Genomic DNA, 17,836 nt, shown 5'->3' with positions numbered 1-17,836 from the left:
GGGGTGGTCCCTGATGCGGGCGGGGCTCTGACGTGTGACGATCGTGGGATGAGCGAGGTGGCGGGCGTCCGGCGGCTGGAGCGGGGCGCGGACGGACGGCTGCTCGCCGGGGTGGCGCGCGGCCTGGCCGGGCATCTCGGCGTGGACGTCCTGGTCGTGCGGCTGGCGTTCGTCCTGGCGTCGATCGCGGGCGGGCTCGGCGTGGCCGCCTACGGCGCGTTCTGGGTGCTGGTGCCGCGCGAGGAGAGGCCGCCCGCGCGGCTGGACGCGCGCGAGTGGGGCCAGCTCGCCGCATACGCGGCGATGACGGTGCTGCTGTCGGCCGTGTCGTGGGGCGCGGGGATCGTGCAGGCGGCGCTGTGGCCGTTCATCGTCGGCGGCGTCGGCGTGGCGATCCTGTGGCAGCAGGCCGACCGCGAGCAGCGGCAGCGCTGGGTGCTCCCGCTGCGGCAGATGTGGCTGCGCAGCCTGTTCGGGCTGCTGCTCGTCATCGGCGGCATCGCCGGTTTCATCGCGCGGCAGCTCGACGGCGGCGAGGCGCGGTTCGTCGTGCTGGCGTCGCTCATCATCCTCACCGGCGTCTCGGTGATCCTGACGCCGTGGGTGGTCCGGCTCTGGCAGGACCTCGACGCCGAGCGGCAGGAACGCGTCCGCTCGCAGGAGCGCGCCGAACTGGCCGCCCACATCCACGACTCGGTGCTGCACACGCTGACGCTCATCCAGCGCAACGCCGCCGACCCCCGCGAGGTGCAGCGCCTGGCCCGCTCGCAGGAGCGGACGCTGCGCACCTGGCTCTACCAGCCGCGCGCCGACCCGGACCTGACGTTCGCCGCCGCGATCCGCGAGGCCGCCGGTGAGGTGGAGGACCTGCACGGCGTCGCGATCGAGATCGTCGTCGTGGGCGACACGGCGCTGGACGACGCGCTGAGCGCCACCGTCCAGGCCGCCCGGGAGGCCATGGTGAACGCCGCGAAGTACTCGGGCGTCGCCCCCGTGTCCGTCTACGCGGAGGTCGAACCGGACGCCGTGCACGTCTTCGTCCGCGACCGGGGCAAGGGGTTCGCCATGGACGACGTACCCTCCGACAGAATGGGAGTGCGGCAGTCCATCATCGGGCGGATGGAGCGCAACGGCGGCAGCGCCACCGTGCGCACCGCGCCGGGTGAGGGCACCGAGGTCCGGCTGGAGAGCAGGAGGGCGTGACGCGCATGAACCGGGTGGTCCTGGTCGACGACCATCAGATGTTCCGCACCGGCGTGAAGGCGGAGCTGGGCCCGTCCATTGAGATCGTCGGCGAGGCGGGCGACGTGGACGAGGCCGTCACCGTCATCAAGGCCGCCAAGCCCGACGTCGTCCTGCTGGACGTGCACCTGCCGGGCGGCGGCGGCATCGAGGTGCTGCGCCGCCTGCACGGCACCGTCCCGTCGCGGTTCCTGGCGCTGTCGGTGTCGGACGCCGCCGAGGACGTCATCGGCGTCGTGCGCGGCGGCGCCCGCGGCTACGTCACCAAGACGATCTCCGGCCCGGAGCTGACCGACGCCGTAGCCCGCGTCGCGGACGGCGACGCGGTGTTCTCGCCCCGGCTGGCCGGGTTCGTGCTGGACGCGTTCGCGGCGAGCGACGTGCCCGCCGTCGATCCCGAACTCGACCAGATCACCCAGCGGGAGCGCGACGTGCTGCGCCTCATCGCACGCGGCTACGCGTACAAGGAGATCGCCAAAGAGCTGTTCATCTCGGTCAAGACGGTCGAGACGCACGTCTCCAGCGTCCTGCGCAAGCTTCAGCTCTCCAACCGGCACGAACTCTCCCGCTGGGCGGCGGCCCGGCGCCTGGTCTAGGGCGCGTCCAGCGCGGCGATGGCGCGCCAGGTGCGGTCGCGTCCGGCGGAGCCGAGGAGGTCGGTGGCGGTGAAGACGATCTCGGTGGCGCCCGCGTCGAAGTAGCTCCGCGCGGCGGCGCGCAGCACGTCCTCGTCTCCGGCGACGACGAGGTCGGCGGCGCTGTCGGCGCCCTCCAGTTCGATGACGCGCCGGTACGACGGGATCTCGTCGAAGAACCCGAACCCCTGCGCGGCGGCCTTGCGGGCGGCGTCCACGTCGCCGGTGACGACGGCGGGGACGTTCACGACGACGCGCGGCGCGGGGCGTCCGGCGGCCTGCGCGGCCCGCGTCAGCGGCGGGACGATGTGCTCGCCGAGCGCGCGCGGCCCGGCCAGGAACGGCAGCGTCCCGTCGGCCAGTTCGCCGGTGACGGCGAGCGTGCGCGGGCCCATCGCGGCGACGAGCAGCGGCGCGGTCGGCGCGCCCGGCAACGTGACCGGCATCTGCGGCGCCGCGACGATCGACTCGCCCTCGTAGGCGGGCGCCTCGCCCTCCAGCGCGCGCAGCGCGGTGAGGAACTCGCGCAGGTGGGCGGCGGGGCGCCGGTGTGAGACGCCGAAGACGGGTTCGACGACGTCGCGGACGCCGAGCCCGAGCCCGAGCTGGAACCGTCCGCCGGTCGCGGCCTGCGCCGTCTGCGCCTGCGACGCGACGACCAGCGGATGCCGCGCGAAGATCGGCACGGCGGCGGTGCCGACGCCGAGCCCCGGCACCTCCCGTCCGACGAGGGCGGCGAGGCCGATGGCGTCGTAGGCGAACTGCTGCGAGAACCAGACCGAGCCGATTCCGGCCGCCTTGGCGAGTTTGGCCTGCTCAATGGTGCTTTCCACGGCATTCCCGGCATTCCCGGGGGCGATCACCACTCCGAAGGTCATGCCCGCCCGAACCCGACGATCTTTGCGTCTATTCCCGCTTTCCCGCAGCGATTTTCGGTCCGTCATGCTGGGCGTTATGAACGCCGTCTATCTGATCACCGGAGTGCCCGCCGCCGGGAAATCCACGGTCGCGCAGGCACTGGCGGAGCGGCTGCCCCGCTCGGTGCACGTACGCGGAGACGTTTTCCGCCGGTTCGTCGTCAACGGCCGCGTCGAGATGGGCCCCGACCCGTCCCCGGACGCCCTCGCGCAGCTCCGCCTCCGGCACCGCCTCGCCGCGCGGGCGGCGGACGAATACGCCGCCGAGGGCTTCACGCCGGTCGTCCAGGACGTCCTGCTCGGGGAGTTCCTGCCGTACACGATCGAGCACCTGCGCACCCGGCCGCTGCACGTCGTCGTGCTGGCACCGGAACCGGCGACGGTCGCCGCCCGCGAGGCCGCCCGGCCCAAGACGGCCTACCGCGACTTCACCGTCTCCGACCTCGACGCGGCGCTGCGCGCCACGCCCCGCATCGGGCTCTGGCTCGACACCTCGGACCTCACCGTGGACGCCACCGTCGACCGCATCCTGGCCGCGACGTCCTAGACGACGTCCGGCAGCCGCGCCGGGCAGCCCGGCTCGCAGCGCTCGACGTGCCGGGCCAGCCGCCGGGCGAGCGACGTCAGCAGCGCGCGGACGGCGAAACGCGTCAGCGCGCCGGTGCCCGGGAACCGGGGCTCGAACTCGGCCGACCAGCGGATCTGGGTGTTGCCCGCGCGCGGCTCCAGCCGGACGTCGGCGCGGTAGGAGCGCACCGGCAGCCCCGACAGCGCGATGTAGGCGTAGTGGGACGACGGCTCGTACGCCACGACCTCCTCGCGCGCGGGCGGGATCTTGCGGATCGCGCCGACGCCGTTGAGGCGTTCGGCGCCCGCGCGTTCGCGCCGCGACCGGGTCGGGAACGGGCCCCACTCGTTCCACGCCTCCGCGACGGCCAGATGTTTGAAGATCTGCTCGGCCGGAGCGGTGGTGATCGCGGTGGTCTCGAAAGTCAGCGGCATGTGGGCTCCCGGGGGATCAGGTCTGGCGAACGGTAACGATCCCCCCGCGTCCCGACAAGGCGTGACCGCCGAAGTGCACGCCGCGACACCGCTCACGCCGTCGGGACGACCTGGAACGACTCCGCCAGCGCACCATCCGGCAGTCCCGCGCGTCCCGCGTTCGCCGTCAGCCACGCGCGCATCATCTCCGGCAGCCGGTCGCCCATGCCCGCCGTCTGGCTCGCGTGCGCGCGCAACGCCGCGATCTTGCGGTCGAAGCGGGCGGTGACGTCGACGACGTGGTTCACCTCCGGGCCGCCCGTCAGCCACACCTCCGGCGCCGCCCACGGCTCCAGGCCCTCGGCGGCGAGCAGTTCGGGGAACGCGTGCGGGTTGCGGGCGTCGGGGTAGACGGCGTCGAGCCCCGCCGACCCGACCGCGCGGTGGTCGGGGTGGCTCGGCGCGATCCGCGCGTAGTCGCGGTCGGGGCTGGGCAGCAGCACCCGCTGCGGGCGCACCTGCCGGATCACCCGGGCGATCGTGCGGCGCAGGTCGAGCGTCGGCTCGATCCGGCCGTCGGGCAGGCCGAGGAACCGGACGTCGTGCACGCCGACGACCTCGGCCGCCGCGCGCTGCTCCGCGCGCCGCACCTCGGCCACCTCGGCGCGGTCGACGACGTCGTCCATGCCGCCGGCCTCGCCGTCGGTCACGATGAGGTACACGACCTCCAGGCCGCGGTCGGTCCAGCCCGCGACGGTGCCCGCCGCGCCGAAGTCGACGTCGTCGGGGTGGGCCATCACCACGAGGACGCGGGAGAGGTCGCTGTCGTCCAGCACTGTCGTCACGCGACCAGCCTAAGCGCCGGGTACGACGCCCGCCGGACGCGAACGGACCGAATTCGTCGGTGGCGCACCGTAGACTCGCACGTGATGTCGAAGACCGAAGTACACCCCTTGCTGGACGGCCTCAACCCGCAGCAGCGCGCCGCCGTCGAGCATGCCGGCACGCCTCTGCTCATCGTCGCGGGAGCGGGTTCGGGCAAGACGCGCGTGCTCACCCACCGCATCGCCCACCTGCTCGGGGAACGCGACGTGCACCCGGGTCAGATCCTCGCGATCACCTTCACCAACAAGGCCGCGGCGGAGATGAAGGAGCGCGTCGACGCGCTCGTCGGGCCGCGCTCGCGCGCGATGTGGGTGATGACGTTCCACTCGGCGTGCGTGCGCATCCTGCGCCGCGAGGCCAAGCGGCTCGGCTTCCCGACGAGCTTCTCCATCTACGACCAGGCCGACGCGCAGCGCCTCATGGCGCTGGTCTGCCGCGAACTCGACCTGGACCCCAAGCGGTATCCGCCCAAGTCGTTCAGCGCGCAGGTGTCGAACCTGAAGAACGAGCTGATCGACTACGAGACGTTCAAGGCGCGCGCCTCCACCCACATGGAGCAGACGCTCGCGGAGGCGTACGAGATGTACCAGGCGCGCCTCCAGCAGGCCGGCGCCATGGACTTCGACGACCTCATCATGATGACGGTCAACCTGCTCCAGGTGTTCCCGGAGGCCGCCGAGCACTACCGGCGCCGGTTCCGGCACGTCCTCGTCGACGAGTACCAGGACACCAACCACGCCCAGTACGAGCTGGTCCGCGAGCTGACCGCGCCGGTCGAGGGGCTCGGCCCGGCGGAGCTGTGCGTCGTCGGTGACGCCGACCAGTCGATCTACGCGTTCCGCGGCGCGACGATCCGCAACATCCTGGAGTTCGAGCGCGACTACACCGACGCCACGACGATTCTCCTGGAGCAGAACTACCGCTCCACGCAGACGATCCTGTCGGCGGCCAACGCGGTGATCGAGCGCAACGCCGACCGCAAGCCCAAGCGGCTCTGGTCCGACCAGGGCGCCGGTGACCAGATCATCGGCTACGTGGCCGACAACGAGCACGACGAGGCGGCGCACGTCGCGTCCGAGGTCGACAAGCTGACCGACGCGGGCGACGCGCGCCCCGGCGACGTCGCGATCTTCTACCGGACGAACGCGCAGTCGCGTGTCTTCGAAGAGGTCTTCATCCGGGTCGGCCTGCCGTACAAGGTCGTCGGCGGCGTGCGGTTCTACGAGCGCAAGGAGGTCCGCGACCTGCTGGCCTACCTGCGCGTGCTGGCCAACCCCGAGGACACCGTCAGCCTGCGCCGCATCATCAACGTGCCCAAGCGCGGCATCGGTGACCGCGCCGAGGCGTGCGTCGAGGCGTACGCGTCCCGCGAGCGCGTCTCGTTCTGGCAGGCGCTGCGCACCCCGGAGGACGTTCCGGGCATGGCGACGCGGTCGATCAACGCGGTGCGGCAGTTCGTGGCGCTGCTGGACGAGCTGGGCGAGGCGGCGCAGACCCTCACCCCGGCCGACCTGGTCGAGAGCATTCTCGTCAAGAGCGGCTATCTGGCCGAACTCCAGGCGTCCAAGGACCCGCAGGACGAGACCCGCATCGAGAACTTGCAGGAGTTCGAGTCGGTCGCCAGGGAATTCGAGGCGCGAATCGGTGACGAAACGGGCGAATCGGCCGAAGGTCGCCTGGTCGACTTCCTGGAGCAGGTGGCCCTGGTCGCTGACGCCGACTCCATTCCCGGCGGCGCGAAGAACGGCGCCCCCGTCCCGCCGGGCGAGCAGCCCGCCGAGACCGACCAGGGCGTCGTCACGCTGATGACGCTGCACACGGCGAAGGGGCTGGAGTTCCCCGTCGTGTTCCTCACCGGCATGGAGGACGGCGTCTTCCCGCACCTTCGCGCCATGAGCAACCCGAAGGAACTGGAGGAGGAACGCCGCCTCGCCTATGTCGGCATCACCCGCGCCCGGCAGCGCCTCTACGTGAGCCGCGCGACGATGCGCAGTTCGTGGGGCGCTCCGCAGGTGAACCCGCCGTCGCGTTTCCTGGGCGAGATCCCCGCGAACCTCATCGAGTGGGAGCGCGAGGGCTCCACGACGTCCCCGGCGATGGCCTCGATGGCCGTCCGGCCGGGCGTCCGCTCGCCGGGCAACCGCGCCGTCCCCACCCTCAGCGCCGGTGACAAGGTCACCCACGACGCGTTCGGCCTCGGCACGGTCGTCTCCGTCGACGGCGCGGGCGAGAAGGCCGCCGCCAGCGTCGACTTCGGCGGTGAGTACGGCGTCAAGCGCCTCGTCCTGCGCTACGCCCCGGTCGAGAAGCTCTGAACCCTCGAAGACGCCGGGAAACCCCGGTGCTCCCCCCTCCGTGAGCACCGGGGTTTCGTCCGGGGGCCTGCGGGTCAGGCGGTGTTCTCGGCGGCGGTCACGGTGTTGGACAGCAGCATGATGCGGGTCATCGGGCCGACGCCGCCGATGCGGGGGGTGATCCAGGCGGCGACGTCCGCGACGTCGTCGGTGACGTCCGGGACGAGCCTGCCGTTCTCGAACGACACGCCCGCCGAGACGACGACGGCCCCGGCGGCGACCATGTCGGCGGTCACCAGCCCGGCCGAGCCCGCCGCGACGACCAGGACGTCGGCCCGCCGGGTGTGCCGGGCGAGGTCGGGCACACCGGTGTGGACGACGGTGACGGCCGCGTTCGCGCCGTCCTCCTTGAGGGTCAGCAGGTCGGCCAGCGGACGTCCGATCGTCAGCCCGCGCCCGACGATGACGACGTTCCTTCCCGCGACGGGAATGCCGTGGTGCGCCAGCAGCCGCTGGATTCCGAGGGGAGTGCAGGCGCGGGGGGCGTCGGCGCCCATGACGAGCTTGCCGAGGTTGACGGGGTGCAGCCCGTCGGCGTCCTTCTCCGGATTCAGCCGCAGAATGGCCGCCTCGTAGTCGAGCCCGCGGGGAAACGGGTACTGGATGAGGCACGCGTGGACGCGCGGGTCGTCGTTGGCCCGCCGCACGGTGTCGTCGACCTCGTCCTGGGACGGCCTGCCCGGAAGGTGCAGGTCGTAGGAGTCGATCCCCACGGCGGCGCAGTCCCGGTGCTTCATCGCGATGTACTTCTTGGACGGCTCGTCGTCGCCCACCAGGATCGTCATGAGCCCGGGGACGACACCGCGTTCCCGCAGCGCCCCGATCCGTTCCACCAGCGACTCCCGCACCGCGGCCGCGGCGGCCTCTCCGTCGAGCAGTCGTGCGGTCATGCGGTCCCCCCGAACTCGATCGACTCCAGAAAACGCCGCTCGACGACCGTGGCGAACGGATCGTCGGCGGAGAAGGGAACGACGCTCAGCCGGTGACCGGCGATCCGGCCGAGTTGCCGGCTGTAGACGACGTCGTCGGCGAAAGACTCCAGCTCGACGATGCTGGCGTGGACGTCCTCCAGGACGGCGGCGATCCTCGCCCAGTCGAAGCGCAGCGCTCCGCCGCGTGCGCGGATCGCCTCCTCCCGCCAGAGGACGTTGAAGAAGGCCCGTCCGACGCGGGCGTCCACGCCGGTCCTGGTGCGGGGATCGAGGGCCAGCCGCAGCAGCCTGTCGAGCAGCATGACCCGGGCGACGGCCTCGTCCCCGGCGCCGGCCCGCCGGAAGGCCAGGAACGCCGCGCTGTCGGCTTTGACCTCGTCGGCGATCGCGTCGAGCGTGCGTGTCTTCGAGCGGAGATTGACGCGGTGCGGCCGGTCGCCGACGTTGTGGAACGTGTCGTGCACGGCGAGCCACGCACAGCGCAGCGCCGCCAGGTCGCCGGACGCCAGATGGGTCACCGGGCGGTCGCTCGGATGGACGAGCCGGTCGCACACGCGGGCCGTGTGCCCGGCGTAGAGCCGGGGGAAGCGGTCGACGAGGAACACCGCGAACGACTGCCGGGCCGGGATCGTCGCCGTCGCGACGTTCTCCGCGAAGAGCACGGCGCACTGGCCGCGCGTGTACCCCTCCGAGGCGGCCAGAGCGGACGCGAAGCCGCAGGTCCAGCGGTGGCTCCCGAGCGCCGCGGCGAGGGGCGGTGACAGGCGCGGTGCGATCCCTTCGAGCAGCAGTGCTTCGAGGTGGTAGCCGCGCGGTCCCGCGCTGTTGGGCGTCCGTACCGGTGCCGCGAAGACGGCGGGCTCGCCCGGCGCTGGCGGCGTCCAGTGCCGTTGCGTCGCCTGGAAATCGGGGCTGCGGTCGAGCCCGGCGTCGCGCCAGGCGGAGAGGTCCGTCAGTGCCTCGCCGGTTCCCCGGACGCCGGGGAACCGGTGCGCGACGTCGCGCAGGCCCGCCGCCACCGCGTCCAGGGCGCGGCGTGCGGCGTCCGGATCGCCGACGACGCCGCCGTCCGGTGCCTGGAGTCGCCGGAATCGTGCGACGTGGGGGAGGACTCTGCGGTTGAAGGCGTGGGCGACGTCGCCTCCGGATTGGCGCGCGGCGCGGAATTCGTCGATCTGGGCCACGTGCGCCTCTCCCGCTGCGAGGAAATGTCACTTGCAGTGTAGGTCGCTCCCGCGCCGCGTCAAGATCATTCTTGTGCCGGAATAAAAGAGTTCCGTACGGCGGTCAGGATTCGGTGCGCCGACTCGCCATAGGCCGCATGCTTGGCGAAGAAGTGGAAAAGTGAGAGATGGTGGGCGATGTCCTTCGGGTCGCGCATGAGGAGGGTTCCGCTGAACAACTCCGCCGTCGCCAGTCTCTCGTCGTAGACGGTGAACGTGTTCATCGGGCCGTCGCTGATCAGCGGCAGGCCGTTCGGGATGACGCCGAGGGACACGTTGGGCCGCGTGCTCAGGGCCAGTATCCGGGCGATCTGTTCGCGCATGGCCGCCGGGCCGCACAGCGGCCACCGCACGGACTGCTCGGTGACCAGGAACGAGAAGCGCTTGCCGGGGTGGTCGAGGATCGCCTGGCGGGCGATGCGCCGGCGCGTCACGTCCGCGACGTCTCCGGGGAACGCCGCCAGGCTCGCGCGCGCGTAGTCGGGGGTCTGGAGAAGTCCGGTGAGCATGGCCGGGAGAAAGCAGCGGAGCGTCTCGGTGCGCGCCTCGAACGCGGCGAGTTCCCGCTGCTTGTGGTGCAGGCCGCGCTTCAGTTCCGAGCGCAGGCTCTCGTACTCGGTGTTCGCCAGGCGCGCGAGCGTGAACACCCTCTCGCGCTCCCGGGCGTCCGCGTGCAGCGCGTCGAGGAGGCGTTCGAGGTCGGTCGGGCTGGCGGTGACCCGGGCGTTCTCGATCTTCGAGATCTTGCTCTGGCTGATTCCGCTGTGGAACGCCAGACGGTCGCCGGTGAGACCGGCGCGGCGGCGCAGCTCGCGCAGGGCGCGGCCCACGTCCTCCCAGTGGGCGCCCATCTCGTCGGGTTCGAGCACTACGGTGCGGGCCGGGACCTCGCGGGCGCGCGGAAGGTGAATCCCCGTGCGCATTCAAAGCGCGGATATCCACCCGCCCGCCGCATGTCACGTCCCCCGGTTCGCCGTCATGTCAGCAGTGACGTTAAATGGTGGCGCCCGGTGGGTCAATGGCGGAGGATTATTCCAGAACTGGAATCCCGCGTGCTGAGGCCACATTCGGTTCCATCGCGGTAATGGAGGCTTATTCGCTGCAAAACGGACAGGGTGCGGCGTTCCTCAATTCCGGTATTTCAGGGGCGGGTGAGCGCGACCGTCTCCGGGCGGAGGAAGGCGTCGAGTTTCGCGTAGGGCACCGGGGTCGACCATCCCTTGTAAGCGCACTCGTTCCGCGAACCGAAGCCGAACCGGGCGCCGGACGGCGTCAGCAGGACGGGCAGCGCCGCGCGCGCCTCCGGCGTGGCGTAGCCGTCGAGGCTGGGACGGCAGTAGTCGGGGTCGTCCAGGTGGATGTGCCGGTCGTACTTGATCGGCGGGACGAGCGGTGACATCCGCTTGATCCCCGCCTTGGTCAGGACGCCGGGGCGCAGCACGTCCGCGGCGGGAAGCGTGCGCCCGGTGGTGAGATCGACCGTCACCACCACCGGACGCGGCCACGAGCCGCCCCCGGCGTTGATGGGGTCGTCCACCATGTAGCCCACCGAGACGAGCCGGGGCCCGCGCAGCCCGATCTCGGTGCTGATCCGCAGGATCATCCGGCCGGGCGAGTCCCGCGCCGACTCCTTCTGGAGCCGGATGAAGTCGGGCCCCTGCCCGCGCGCGTGCTCGCGGTACCGGGTGATGGCGTCGTCCACGGGCCGCCGGAGCGCCGCGTCGACCTGGCGGGCGACGGCGGGTGTGGTGAGGCCGCTGACGGTGACGTACTGGGCGCCGTCCACGATGAGGCCGGTCTCGGGGTCGGTGAGCGACCGCGTCGCGGACCGCAGCGCGACCACCGGTGCGGCCGTCGCCGCGCGCGGCGCGTCGTCGCCCTGGGCCGCCTGGTACGCCGCCACGCCGCCGCCGGTGACGACGGCGGTGCCGACGACCGCCGCCGTGATCGCCTTCGCCCCGCCGATCTGGGCGAGGACGCCGGTGCCCGCCGACGTCCCGGACGCCGCCGCGCCCGCTCCGGCGGCGGTGCCCGTCGATCCGGCGAGGGCGGCGAGGGGGAACAGCGCCGCGAGCGCCGCCGCCGCGACGGCCATCGCGCGGTAGCCCGTCTCCTCCCAGTTCGCGCCGTACGCGCGGCGGGCCGTCTCCTCCAGGTCGGTGAGGAACGCGACCGCGCCCGGCGGACGGTCCGCCGCGTTCTTCGCCATCCCGTGCGCGACGAGCGCGCGCAGCGGCTCCGGCACGTCCGCGACGGGGATCTCGGCGGAGCCGTGCAGCGCCATGAGCGCGGACACGCCCGACCCCTCGTACGGCCGGCGTCCCGTCACGCACTCGAAGAAGACGCAGGTGGCGGCGTACACGTCCGTCGCGGGGGTCGCGGGTTCGCGGTTCCACTGCTCGGGTGCCATGTAGTACGGCGTCCCCGCGCCCGACGCGGCCCCGGCGGGCGTCGCGATGCCGAAGTCGATGAGCTTGCTGCGGCCGTCGACGGGGACGACGACGTTGGCGGGCTTGTAGTCGCGGTGCACGACCCCGGCGGCGTGCGCGGCCGCGAGCCCGAGCAGCGACCCCTTGAGGACGGTCAGCGCCGCCTCCGGCGACAGCGCCCCGTGCCGCGCCAGCACGTCCTTCAGCGGCACCCCGTTCACCGCCTCCATGACCAGCGCCGACCCGTGCTCGCTCTCCACCAGCCGGTACAGCCGCGTGACGTGCGGGCTCCGCACCTGCCCGAGCATCTGCGCCTCGTGCCGGAACCGGGCCCGCTCCTCGTCGGTCGCGGCGGCGGGCAGGTACTTGATCGCGACGACCGTGCCCCGCTCGGTGTGCCGCGCCAGCGCCACGCGTCCCTGCGCCCCGCGCCCCAGCTCCCGCACTTCCTCGAAGCCCGAGATGCGCCACTCCGTCATGCCGAGATCCCCCAGATGTCCGTTCCGGCCCCCAGCATGGCGAACCGCGCGTTCCGGCGGGGGCGTTGTGGCCGGGGACGGTCACCGCGATCCCCTGACCCGGGCGGCCGCGCAGTGGCGCATCACACGTCGACGCCGCCGCCCTCATCGAGGGGACGGCTCCCTACTCTTGGGTAGGAACCCCGGGGAATCAACGTCGCTCAGGGGGAAACACACGATGACGGGATCACCGGTGACCGGCCTCGGCAGCTCCCGCTTGGGTCCTGCCGAACGCGCGGCGGCACTGGAGCGGATGGGACGCGAGGAGTTCGACGTCGTCGTGGTCGGCGGCGGCATCGTCGGCGCGGGCGCCGCGCTGGACGCGGCGACGCGGGGGCTCAGCGTCGCGGTCGTGGAGGCACGGGACTTCGCGTCCGGGACGTCGTCGCGGTCGTCCAAGCTCGTGCACGGCGGCCTGCGCTACCTGGAGCAGTACAACTTCGACCTGGTGCGCGAGGCGCTGACCGAACGCGGGCTGCTGCTCCAGCGCATCGCGCCGCATCTGGTGCGGCCGGTGCCGTTCCTCGTCCCGACGACGCACCGCGTCTGGGAGCGCGGCTACCTCGGCGCGGGCGTCGCCCTCTACGACGCGCTCGCGTTTCAGATGGGCAGCACGCGCGGCGTCCCGCACCACCGCCACCTGACGCGGCGGGGCGCGCTCAGGCTGGCGCCGTCGCTGCGCAAGGACAGCTTCAAGGGCGCCATCCAGGTCTGGGACGCCCAGGTCGACGACGCCCGCTACGTCATGATGGCGCTGCGGACGGCCGCCGAGTACGGCGCGCAGATCGCCTCGCGCACCCAGTGCACCGGGTTCCTGCGCGAGGGCGAGCGCGTCACCGGCCTGCGGGTGCGCGACCTGGAGAGCGGCACCGAGAGCGAGGTCCGCGCCAAGCAGGTCGTCAACGCGACCGGCGTGTGGACCGACGACATCCAGCAGCTCGTCGGCGGACGCGGGCAGATCCACGTCAAGGCGTCCAAGGGCATCCATCTCGTCGTCCCCAAGGACCGCATCCACTCGGCGACGGGCCTGCTGCTGCGCACCGAGAAGTCGGTGCTGTTCGTCATCCCGTGGGGACGGCACTGGATCATCGGCACGACCGACACCGCGTGGGACCTGGACCGCGCGCACCCGGCCGCGTCCCGCGCCGACATCGACTACGTGCTGGAGCACGTGAACTCGGTGCTGAACACGCCGCTCACCCACGACGACGTCGAGGGCGTGTACGCGGGGCTGCGGCCGCTGCTGCGCGGCGAGCGGGAGGAGACGTCGAAGCTGTCGCGCGAGCACGTCGTCGCGCACCCGGTGCCGGGCCTCGTCCTGGTCGCGGGCGGCAAGTACACGACGTACCGGGTGATGGCCAAGGACGCGATCGACGCGGTCGCGCACGGCCTGGACGGCAAGGTCGCCGACTCCTGCACCGACCGCGTCGCGCTGGTCGGCGGCGAGGGGTTCCAGGCGATGTGGAACGCGCGGCACCGGCTGGCGCGGACGTCGACGCTGCACGTCGCGCGGATCGAGCACCTGCTGCGCCGCTACGGCACGCTCGTCGACGACCTGCTCGCGCTGATCGCGGAGCGTCCCGACCTGGCCAAGCCGCTCAAGGGCGCGGACGACTACCTGCGCGCCGAGATCGTCTACGCGGCGACGCACGAGGGCGCCCGGCACCTGAACGACGTCCTGGCCCGCCGGACGCGCATCTCGATCGAGACGTGGGACCGGGGCGTCGGCGTCGCGCACGAGGCGGCCGACCTGCTGATGCCGGTGCTGGGCTGGTCGAAGAAGCAGCGCGACCGGGAGATCGAGTACTACCGCAAGCGGATCGAGGCCGAGCGGCTGTCGCAGTCGCAGGACGACGACCTGGAGGCGGACGCGAAGCGGCGCGGGGCGCCCGACATCGTCCCGACGGCCGCGCCCTGATCGGGAGGATGTGACCTGTTACGCACTGGGTGTCCGTGAGAGGCCCGAGTGGCGCGAATCGTCGCATGTGAAGCGGGCTATGAACGTGACATGGCGCGCCAATGTGGAGGATACGGACGAGTGTGGCCGGATGTGGTGACGCGCCCGGTGCGGGACAAGTCATTGCAAGAGTAAATAACTGCTAATCTCCACCATCTCAGCGGGAAACGGGTGTTCCGCAGGTGATGGAGGCGTAGTGCGGCGTATCGCGCTTGTTGTCGGGGGACTGGTCACCGGACTGGTGGTGGGATCGGCGGGACTGGCCGCGGCGGCGACGCCGGCGGCGGCCGCGACCAAGCCGAAGCCGCCCAAGCTGCAACTCCAGCCGGCGGCCAAGCCGTTCCAGGAGCCGCGCACCTACGTGCCGTCCGGTCCGCTGTTCAACCTGCCCACGGGCACGCTGGAGCAGGCCGGGGCCATCGACCTCTACCTGAAGCGGCTGATCCGGAACACCCCCAAGGGCGCGGAGATCAACGTCTCCCTGTTCCGCCTCCAGACCAAGGGCATGGCGTCGGCGCTGGTCGAGGCGCACCGCAAGGGCGTCAAGGTCCGGGTCGTGCTGGACACCGACAGCCTCAAGAAGAAGGTCGAGACCTACGACTACCTGGTCAAGCAGCTCGGCACCGACATGACGAAGCCGTCCTGGGTGACGCTCTGCCCCACCACCCGGGGCTGCATCGCCGACAAGTCCAAGCCCGACAGCTGGTCCAAGAACCACAACAAGTTCTACGTCTTCTCCCAGACCTACGACAGCAAGAACGTCGTGGTGCAGACGTCGGGCAACGCCACCGGCGGCATGTACAACCAGTTCAACGACGCCTACACCACCACGGACGCGAAGCTGTACGGCGCGTTCCGCAGCTACTTCTACGACCAGGCGAAGAAGACGCCGAACAAGGACTACTGGCGCACGATCACCTCGGGCGGCACGACGGCCAGCTTCTTCCCCAAGGCGGCCGGTGACCCGATCGTCGACATCCTGGGCCGGGTGAACTGCGCGGGCGGCACGAAGCTCCGGCTGACGAGCGGCCTGTTCACCCGCGACAAGGTCGCCGCCAAGCTGTCCGAGCTGGACCACGACGGCTGCGACGTGCAGATCGCCAGCGGCAGCCTCGGTGAGTCCGTCGCCAAGAAGCTCACCATGCCCGGCAAGGGCGACGGTCCGCAGGTGCGGTACTTCGCCGGGGCCAACGTGCAGGCCGCCCACTCCAAGTACCTGCTGATCGACGGCCTGTACGCGGGCAAGAAGCGCCGCCTCGTGGTCACCGGCAGCCACAGCTACACCTGGGACGCGCTGCGCAACAACGACGAGGCGATGCTGTCGATCGACAACGCCGCGACGTTCAACGCGTACGCGGGCAACTTCGCCCGGGTCTTCGCCGCGGCGAAGGGCAGGCTCCAGGTCGGCTCGCTGATCAAGCCGCCGCTGGTGTCCGACGGCGCGCCCAGCGTCGAGAACGAGGTCCCGAACCCGGCACTGCCCACGGCGCCGAACGCGCCGGCCGCGCCGACGCCGCCCGGCGCGCAGGAGCAGCCCGCGCGCGAGCGTGAGGCTGGTCTGCCGCCCGTCGGCGAGGCCCCCGAGGACGGCCCGCTGGGCCAGGCCGTCGACCCCACCGGCCCCGGGGACTGACCCCGGCCCGACCGATCGTCCGGCGACCCCCGCGAGCTTTTCGCTCGCGGGGGTCGTCATGCATTTCCGGGGTCGTGACCTGACGGAGGGTGATTTTCCGGGTGATCTTGGGGACGACAGCAGCGTGGCGCCGGGGCGAGGGGGGTCGAGGTGCGGCGGAGTGGACGTGTGGCAGGAGGCGTGATCACCGCGCTGGCAGTGGGGTTCGGGGGACCGGCGGTGTCGGCCGCAGGGGGCGTGCGGCCCCGGCCCGCGCTGAGTCCGGCGATCGGGGCGTTCGCCGAGAAACGCCCCAAGGTGCCCGAGGGGCCGCTGTTCAACCAGCCCACCGGCACCGCCAAGCAGGCCGAGAGCATCGACCGCTACGTCCGGGGGCTCATCGCCGACACCCCCAAGGGCGCGTCGATCGACGTGGCGCTGTTCCGGCTGCGGACGGCGGCGATGGCGAAGGCGCTCGTCCAGGCGCACGGCCGGGGCGTCCGGGTGCGCGTCGTCCTGGACAGCGACAGCCCGAAGGCGCAGGCCGACGTCTACAAGACGCTGGTCAAGAGCCTCGGCACCCGCACGGCCAAGGCGTCGTGGGTGACGCTCTGCCCGGCGCGGCGCGGCTGCATCGCCGACCGCCTCGACCCGGACGACTGGTCGAAGAACCACAACAAGTTCTACGCCTTCTCCAAGACGCGGGGCACGGCGAACGTGGTGGTGCAGACGTCCGCCAACGCCACCGGCGCCATGTCGAGCCGGTTCAACGACGCCTACACCAGCACCGACGCCACCCTCTACAAGGGATACCGCCGCTACTTCCAGGACCTGGCCGCCAAGAAGCCCAACAAGAACTACTGGCGGACGGTCACATCGCAGGGCGTCTCGGTCGGCTTCTTCCCCAAGGCGAGCGGCGACCCGGTCCTGGACGCGCTGCGCAAGGTGGCGTGCGCGGGCGGCACGCGGGTGCGCGTGACGAGCGGCCTGTTCACCCGCGCCCCGATCGCGGAGCAGTTGTCGGCGCTCGGGCACGGGGGCTGCGACGTGCGGATCGCCGCCGGAATCCTCGGCGCGAACGCCTCGAAGGCCCTGGCGCGGGCGGGCACCGGTCCCGGGCCGCAGACGCGGTACTTCACGGGACGCAACGCGCACGCGGCGCACTCCAAGTACCTGCTGATCGACGGCCTGTTCGAGGGCCGGAAACGGCGGCTGGTGTTCGTCGGGAGCCACAACTACACCTGGGACGCGCTGCGCAGCAACGACGAGGCGATGCTGACGATCGACAACGCCGCGACGTTCAACGCCTACCTGGCCAACTTCGGCCGGGTGTTCGCCGCCGCGAACGGGCGGGTCAAGGTCGGCACGCCCGTCCCGCCGGTGCCGCCGCCCGTCACGCCGAGCCCGGAGGAGCCCGAGCCGTCCGAGGCGTCGCAGGAGCCCGAGCCCGTGTCGGACGCCCCGGAGGAGACGCCGTCGCCCGCTGAGGCGCCCGCCGGGTCACCCGCCGAGGCGCCCGTCGAGCCCGCGCCGACGCCGGAGGTCTCCGGGGCCGAACCGGCTCAGCCGACCGAGTCGCCGAGCACGAGCCGCCGCCCGGTGGCGTAGAGCCCGGCGGGGACGGTGTCGGGGTCCAGCAGGTGCTGGACGGCGAGCCCGAAGTCGAGCGCGAGCGCGAGCGCCGCGCGTTCCTCGGCGGTGGCCTCGCCGGGGGCGTCGGCGGCGGCGTCCCCGGCCAGGCGGGTGCGGCGCTCGGCGTACGACTCCGCGACGCGCCACCCCGCCGCGTAGTCGCGCATCCCGTACAGCCAGAACTCGGCCAGCAGCATGGCGAGCAGCCGGGCGTCGTCGGGCCGGTCGGTGAGATCGGCCACGTCGGGGGAGGCGGCGCAGTGCTCCATGAGGGCGAGGACGAGGTCGGTCTTGCCGGTGAAGTTGGAGTAGACGGCGCCCTTGGTGAGCCCGGCGGCGGCGGCGATGTCGTCGAGGGAGGCGCCGTGGATGCCGCGCTCGGCCCAGAGCCGCCGGGCGGCGGACAGCAGGGCGGTGCGCGTGCGTTCGCGGCGGTCGCGACGGCCGTCGGTCATGGCTCGGGTCTCCTCGTGCCGGGGGTGGGAGCGCTCTACGCACCGGCATACACCGTGACCGCAT

15 protein-coding genes are annotated in these 17,836 nt (G+C 72.2%); 7 read left to right on the top strand and 8 right to left on the bottom strand.

The window, feature by feature from the left end; translation table 11 throughout:
* Positions 1–48 precede the first annotated feature (48 nt).
* Together C229_RS0103355 and C229_RS0103350 are read left to right on the top strand one after the other, a co-directional pair.
* Complete coding sequence (locus tag C229_RS0103355; protein ID WP_018653666.1) at positions 49–1,203, top strand: ATP-binding protein; 1,155 nt, start codon at positions 49–51, stop codon at positions 1,201–1,203.
* 5 nt (positions 1,204–1,208) lie between these two features.
* The gene (locus tag C229_RS0103350; protein ID WP_051108912.1) at positions 1,209–1,838 is read left to right on the top strand and encodes a LuxR C-terminal-related transcriptional regulator; all 630 of its coding nucleotides are present in this window, start codon (positions 1,209–1,211) and stop codon (positions 1,836–1,838) included.
* Here the strand turns inward: C229_RS0103350 and C229_RS0103345 are convergent.
* Complete coding sequence (locus C229_RS0103345; protein WP_026313407.1) at positions 1,835–2,755, bottom strand: TIGR03564 family F420-dependent LLM class oxidoreductase; 921 nt, start codon at positions 2,753–2,755, stop codon at positions 1,835–1,837. The genes C229_RS0103350 and C229_RS0103345 overlap by 4 nt on opposite strands.
* A 76-nt stretch (positions 2,756–2,831) precedes the next feature.
* On the opposite strand from C229_RS0103345, the gene C229_RS0103340 reads away from it, so the two are divergent.
* Positions 2,832–3,341, top strand: coding sequence for an AAA family ATPase (locus tag C229_RS0103340; protein ID WP_018653663.1), 510 nt, complete (start codon positions 2,832–2,834; stop codon positions 3,339–3,341).
* Here C229_RS0103340 and C229_RS0103335 read toward each other — a convergent pair.
* Together C229_RS0103335 and C229_RS0103330 are read right to left on the bottom strand one after the other, a co-directional pair.
* Positions 3,338–3,796, bottom strand: a complete 459-nt coding sequence (locus tag C229_RS0103335; RefSeq protein ID WP_018653662.1) for an SRPBCC family protein — start codon at positions 3,794–3,796, stop codon at positions 3,338–3,340. The genes C229_RS0103340 and C229_RS0103335 overlap by 4 nt on opposite strands.
* Positions 3,797–3,888: 92 nt before the next feature.
* On the bottom strand, positions 3,889–4,611 hold the full coding sequence (locus C229_RS0103330; RefSeq protein ID WP_018653661.1) for a PIG-L deacetylase family protein: 723 nt from the start codon (positions 4,609–4,611) through the stop codon (positions 3,889–3,891).
* Between the two features lie 93 nt (positions 4,612–4,704).
* Here C229_RS0103330 and pcrA point away from each other — a divergent pair, with 93 nt between their 5' ends.
* On the top strand, positions 4,705–6,975 hold the full coding sequence (gene pcrA, locus C229_RS0103325) for a DNA helicase PcrA (protein ID WP_155884576.1): 2,271 nt from the start codon (positions 4,705–4,707) through the stop codon (positions 6,973–6,975).
* Between the two features lie 74 nt (positions 6,976–7,049).
* Here the strand turns inward: pcrA and C229_RS0103320 are convergent, their stop codons facing one another.
* From C229_RS0103320 to C229_RS34830, 4 genes are all read right to left on the bottom strand, one after another.
* The gene (locus tag C229_RS0103320) at positions 7,050–7,904 is read right to left on the bottom strand and encodes a bifunctional 5,10-methylenetetrahydrofolate dehydrogenase/5,10-methenyltetrahydrofolate cyclohydrolase (protein WP_018653659.1); all 855 of its coding nucleotides are present in this window, start codon (positions 7,902–7,904) and stop codon (positions 7,050–7,052) included.
* Complete coding sequence (locus C229_RS0103315) at positions 7,901–9,130, bottom strand: DUF6421 family protein (protein WP_155884575.1); 1,230 nt, start codon at positions 9,128–9,130, stop codon at positions 7,901–7,903. Before C229_RS0103315 ends, C229_RS0103320 begins: the two co-directional genes overlap by 4 nt.
* A 65-nt stretch (positions 9,131–9,195) precedes the next feature.
* Entirely contained in the window at positions 9,196–10,092 is an 897-nt protein-coding gene (locus C229_RS29245; RefSeq protein WP_018653656.1) for a helix-turn-helix domain-containing protein, read from the bottom strand.
* A gap of 218 nt (positions 10,093–10,310) precedes the next feature.
* Positions 10,311–12,077 carry a serine/threonine-protein kinase gene (locus C229_RS34830; protein WP_051108854.1) on the bottom strand — a complete coding sequence of 589 codons (1,767 nt, stop codon included), beginning with the start codon at positions 12,075–12,077 and terminating at the stop codon, positions 10,311–10,313.
* 217 nt (positions 12,078–12,294) lie between these two features.
* Here C229_RS34830 and C229_RS0103295 point away from each other — a divergent pair, with 217 nt between their 5' ends.
* The 3 genes from C229_RS0103295 (at position 12,295) to C229_RS0103285 (ending at position 17,293) form a co-directional block, all read left to right on the top strand.
* Positions 12,295–14,034, top strand: a complete 1,740-nt coding sequence (locus tag C229_RS0103295; protein ID WP_033423905.1) for a glycerol-3-phosphate dehydrogenase/oxidase — start codon at positions 12,295–12,297, stop codon at positions 14,032–14,034.
* Between the two features lie 235 nt (positions 14,035–14,269).
* Complete coding sequence (locus C229_RS0103290; RefSeq protein WP_155884574.1) at positions 14,270–15,706, top strand: phospholipase D-like domain-containing protein; 1,437 nt, start codon at positions 14,270–14,272, stop codon at positions 15,704–15,706.
* Positions 15,707–15,886: 180 nt separating this feature from the next.
* Positions 15,887–17,293: a phospholipase D-like domain-containing protein gene (locus tag C229_RS0103285; protein ID WP_018653653.1), complete on the top strand. Its 1,407-nt coding sequence runs from the start codon at positions 15,887–15,889 to the stop codon at positions 17,291–17,293.
* Here the strand turns inward: C229_RS0103285 and C229_RS0103280 are convergent.
* On the bottom strand, positions 17,248–17,772 hold the full coding sequence (locus C229_RS0103280; protein ID WP_018653652.1) for a TetR/AcrR family transcriptional regulator: 525 nt from the start codon (positions 17,770–17,772) through the stop codon (positions 17,248–17,250). The two genes, C229_RS0103285 and C229_RS0103280, sit on opposite strands and share 46 nt — an antisense overlap.
* Positions 17,773–17,836 lie beyond the last annotated feature (64 nt).

It is taken from the genome of Actinomadura flavalba DSM 45200, from assembly GCF_000374305.1.
Taxonomy (GTDB): domain Bacteria; phylum Actinomycetota; class Actinomycetes; order Streptosporangiales; family Streptosporangiaceae; genus Spirillospora; species Spirillospora flavalba.
Note: the sequence above shows the minus strand (reverse complement) of the source record. Positions and strands in the feature narration are given on the sequence as shown.

Bases quoted from the DNA above. Each gene is read 5' to 3' on its own strand.
- C229_RS0103355 (WP_018653666.1), top strand. From the start codon at position 49: ATGAGCGAGGTGGCGGGCGTCCGGCGGCTGGAGCGGGGCGCGGACGGA.
- C229_RS0103350 (WP_051108912.1), top strand. From the start codon at position 1,209: ATGAACCGGGTGGTCCTGGTCGACGACCATCAGATGTTCCGCACCGGC.
- C229_RS0103345 (WP_026313407.1), bottom strand. From the start codon at position 2,755: ATGACCTTCGGAGTGGTGATCGCCCCCGGGAATGCCGGGAATGCCGTG.
- C229_RS0103340 (WP_018653663.1), top strand. From the start codon at position 2,832: ATGAACGCCGTCTATCTGATCACCGGAGTGCCCGCCGCCGGGAAATCC.
- C229_RS0103335 (WP_018653662.1), bottom strand. From the start codon at position 3,796: ATGCCGCTGACTTTCGAGACCACCGCGATCACCACCGCTCCGGCCGAG.
- pcrA (WP_155884576.1), top strand. From the start codon at position 4,705: ATGTCGAAGACCGAAGTACACCCCTTGCTGGACGGCCTCAACCCGCAG.
- C229_RS0103320 (WP_018653659.1), bottom strand. From the start codon at position 7,904: ATGACCGCACGACTGCTCGACGGAGAGGCCGCCGCGGCCGCGGTGCGG.
- C229_RS29245 (WP_018653656.1), bottom strand. From the start codon at position 10,092: ATGCGCACGGGGATTCACCTTCCGCGCGCCCGCGAGGTCCCGGCCCGC.
- C229_RS34830 (WP_051108854.1), bottom strand. From the start codon at position 12,077: ATGACGGAGTGGCGCATCTCGGGCTTCGAGGAAGTGCGGGAGCTGGGG.
- C229_RS0103295 (WP_033423905.1), top strand. From the start codon at position 12,295: ATGACGGGATCACCGGTGACCGGCCTCGGCAGCTCCCGCTTGGGTCCT.
- C229_RS0103280 (WP_018653652.1), bottom strand. From the start codon at position 17,772: ATGACCGACGGCCGTCGCGACCGCCGCGAACGCACGCGCACCGCCCTG.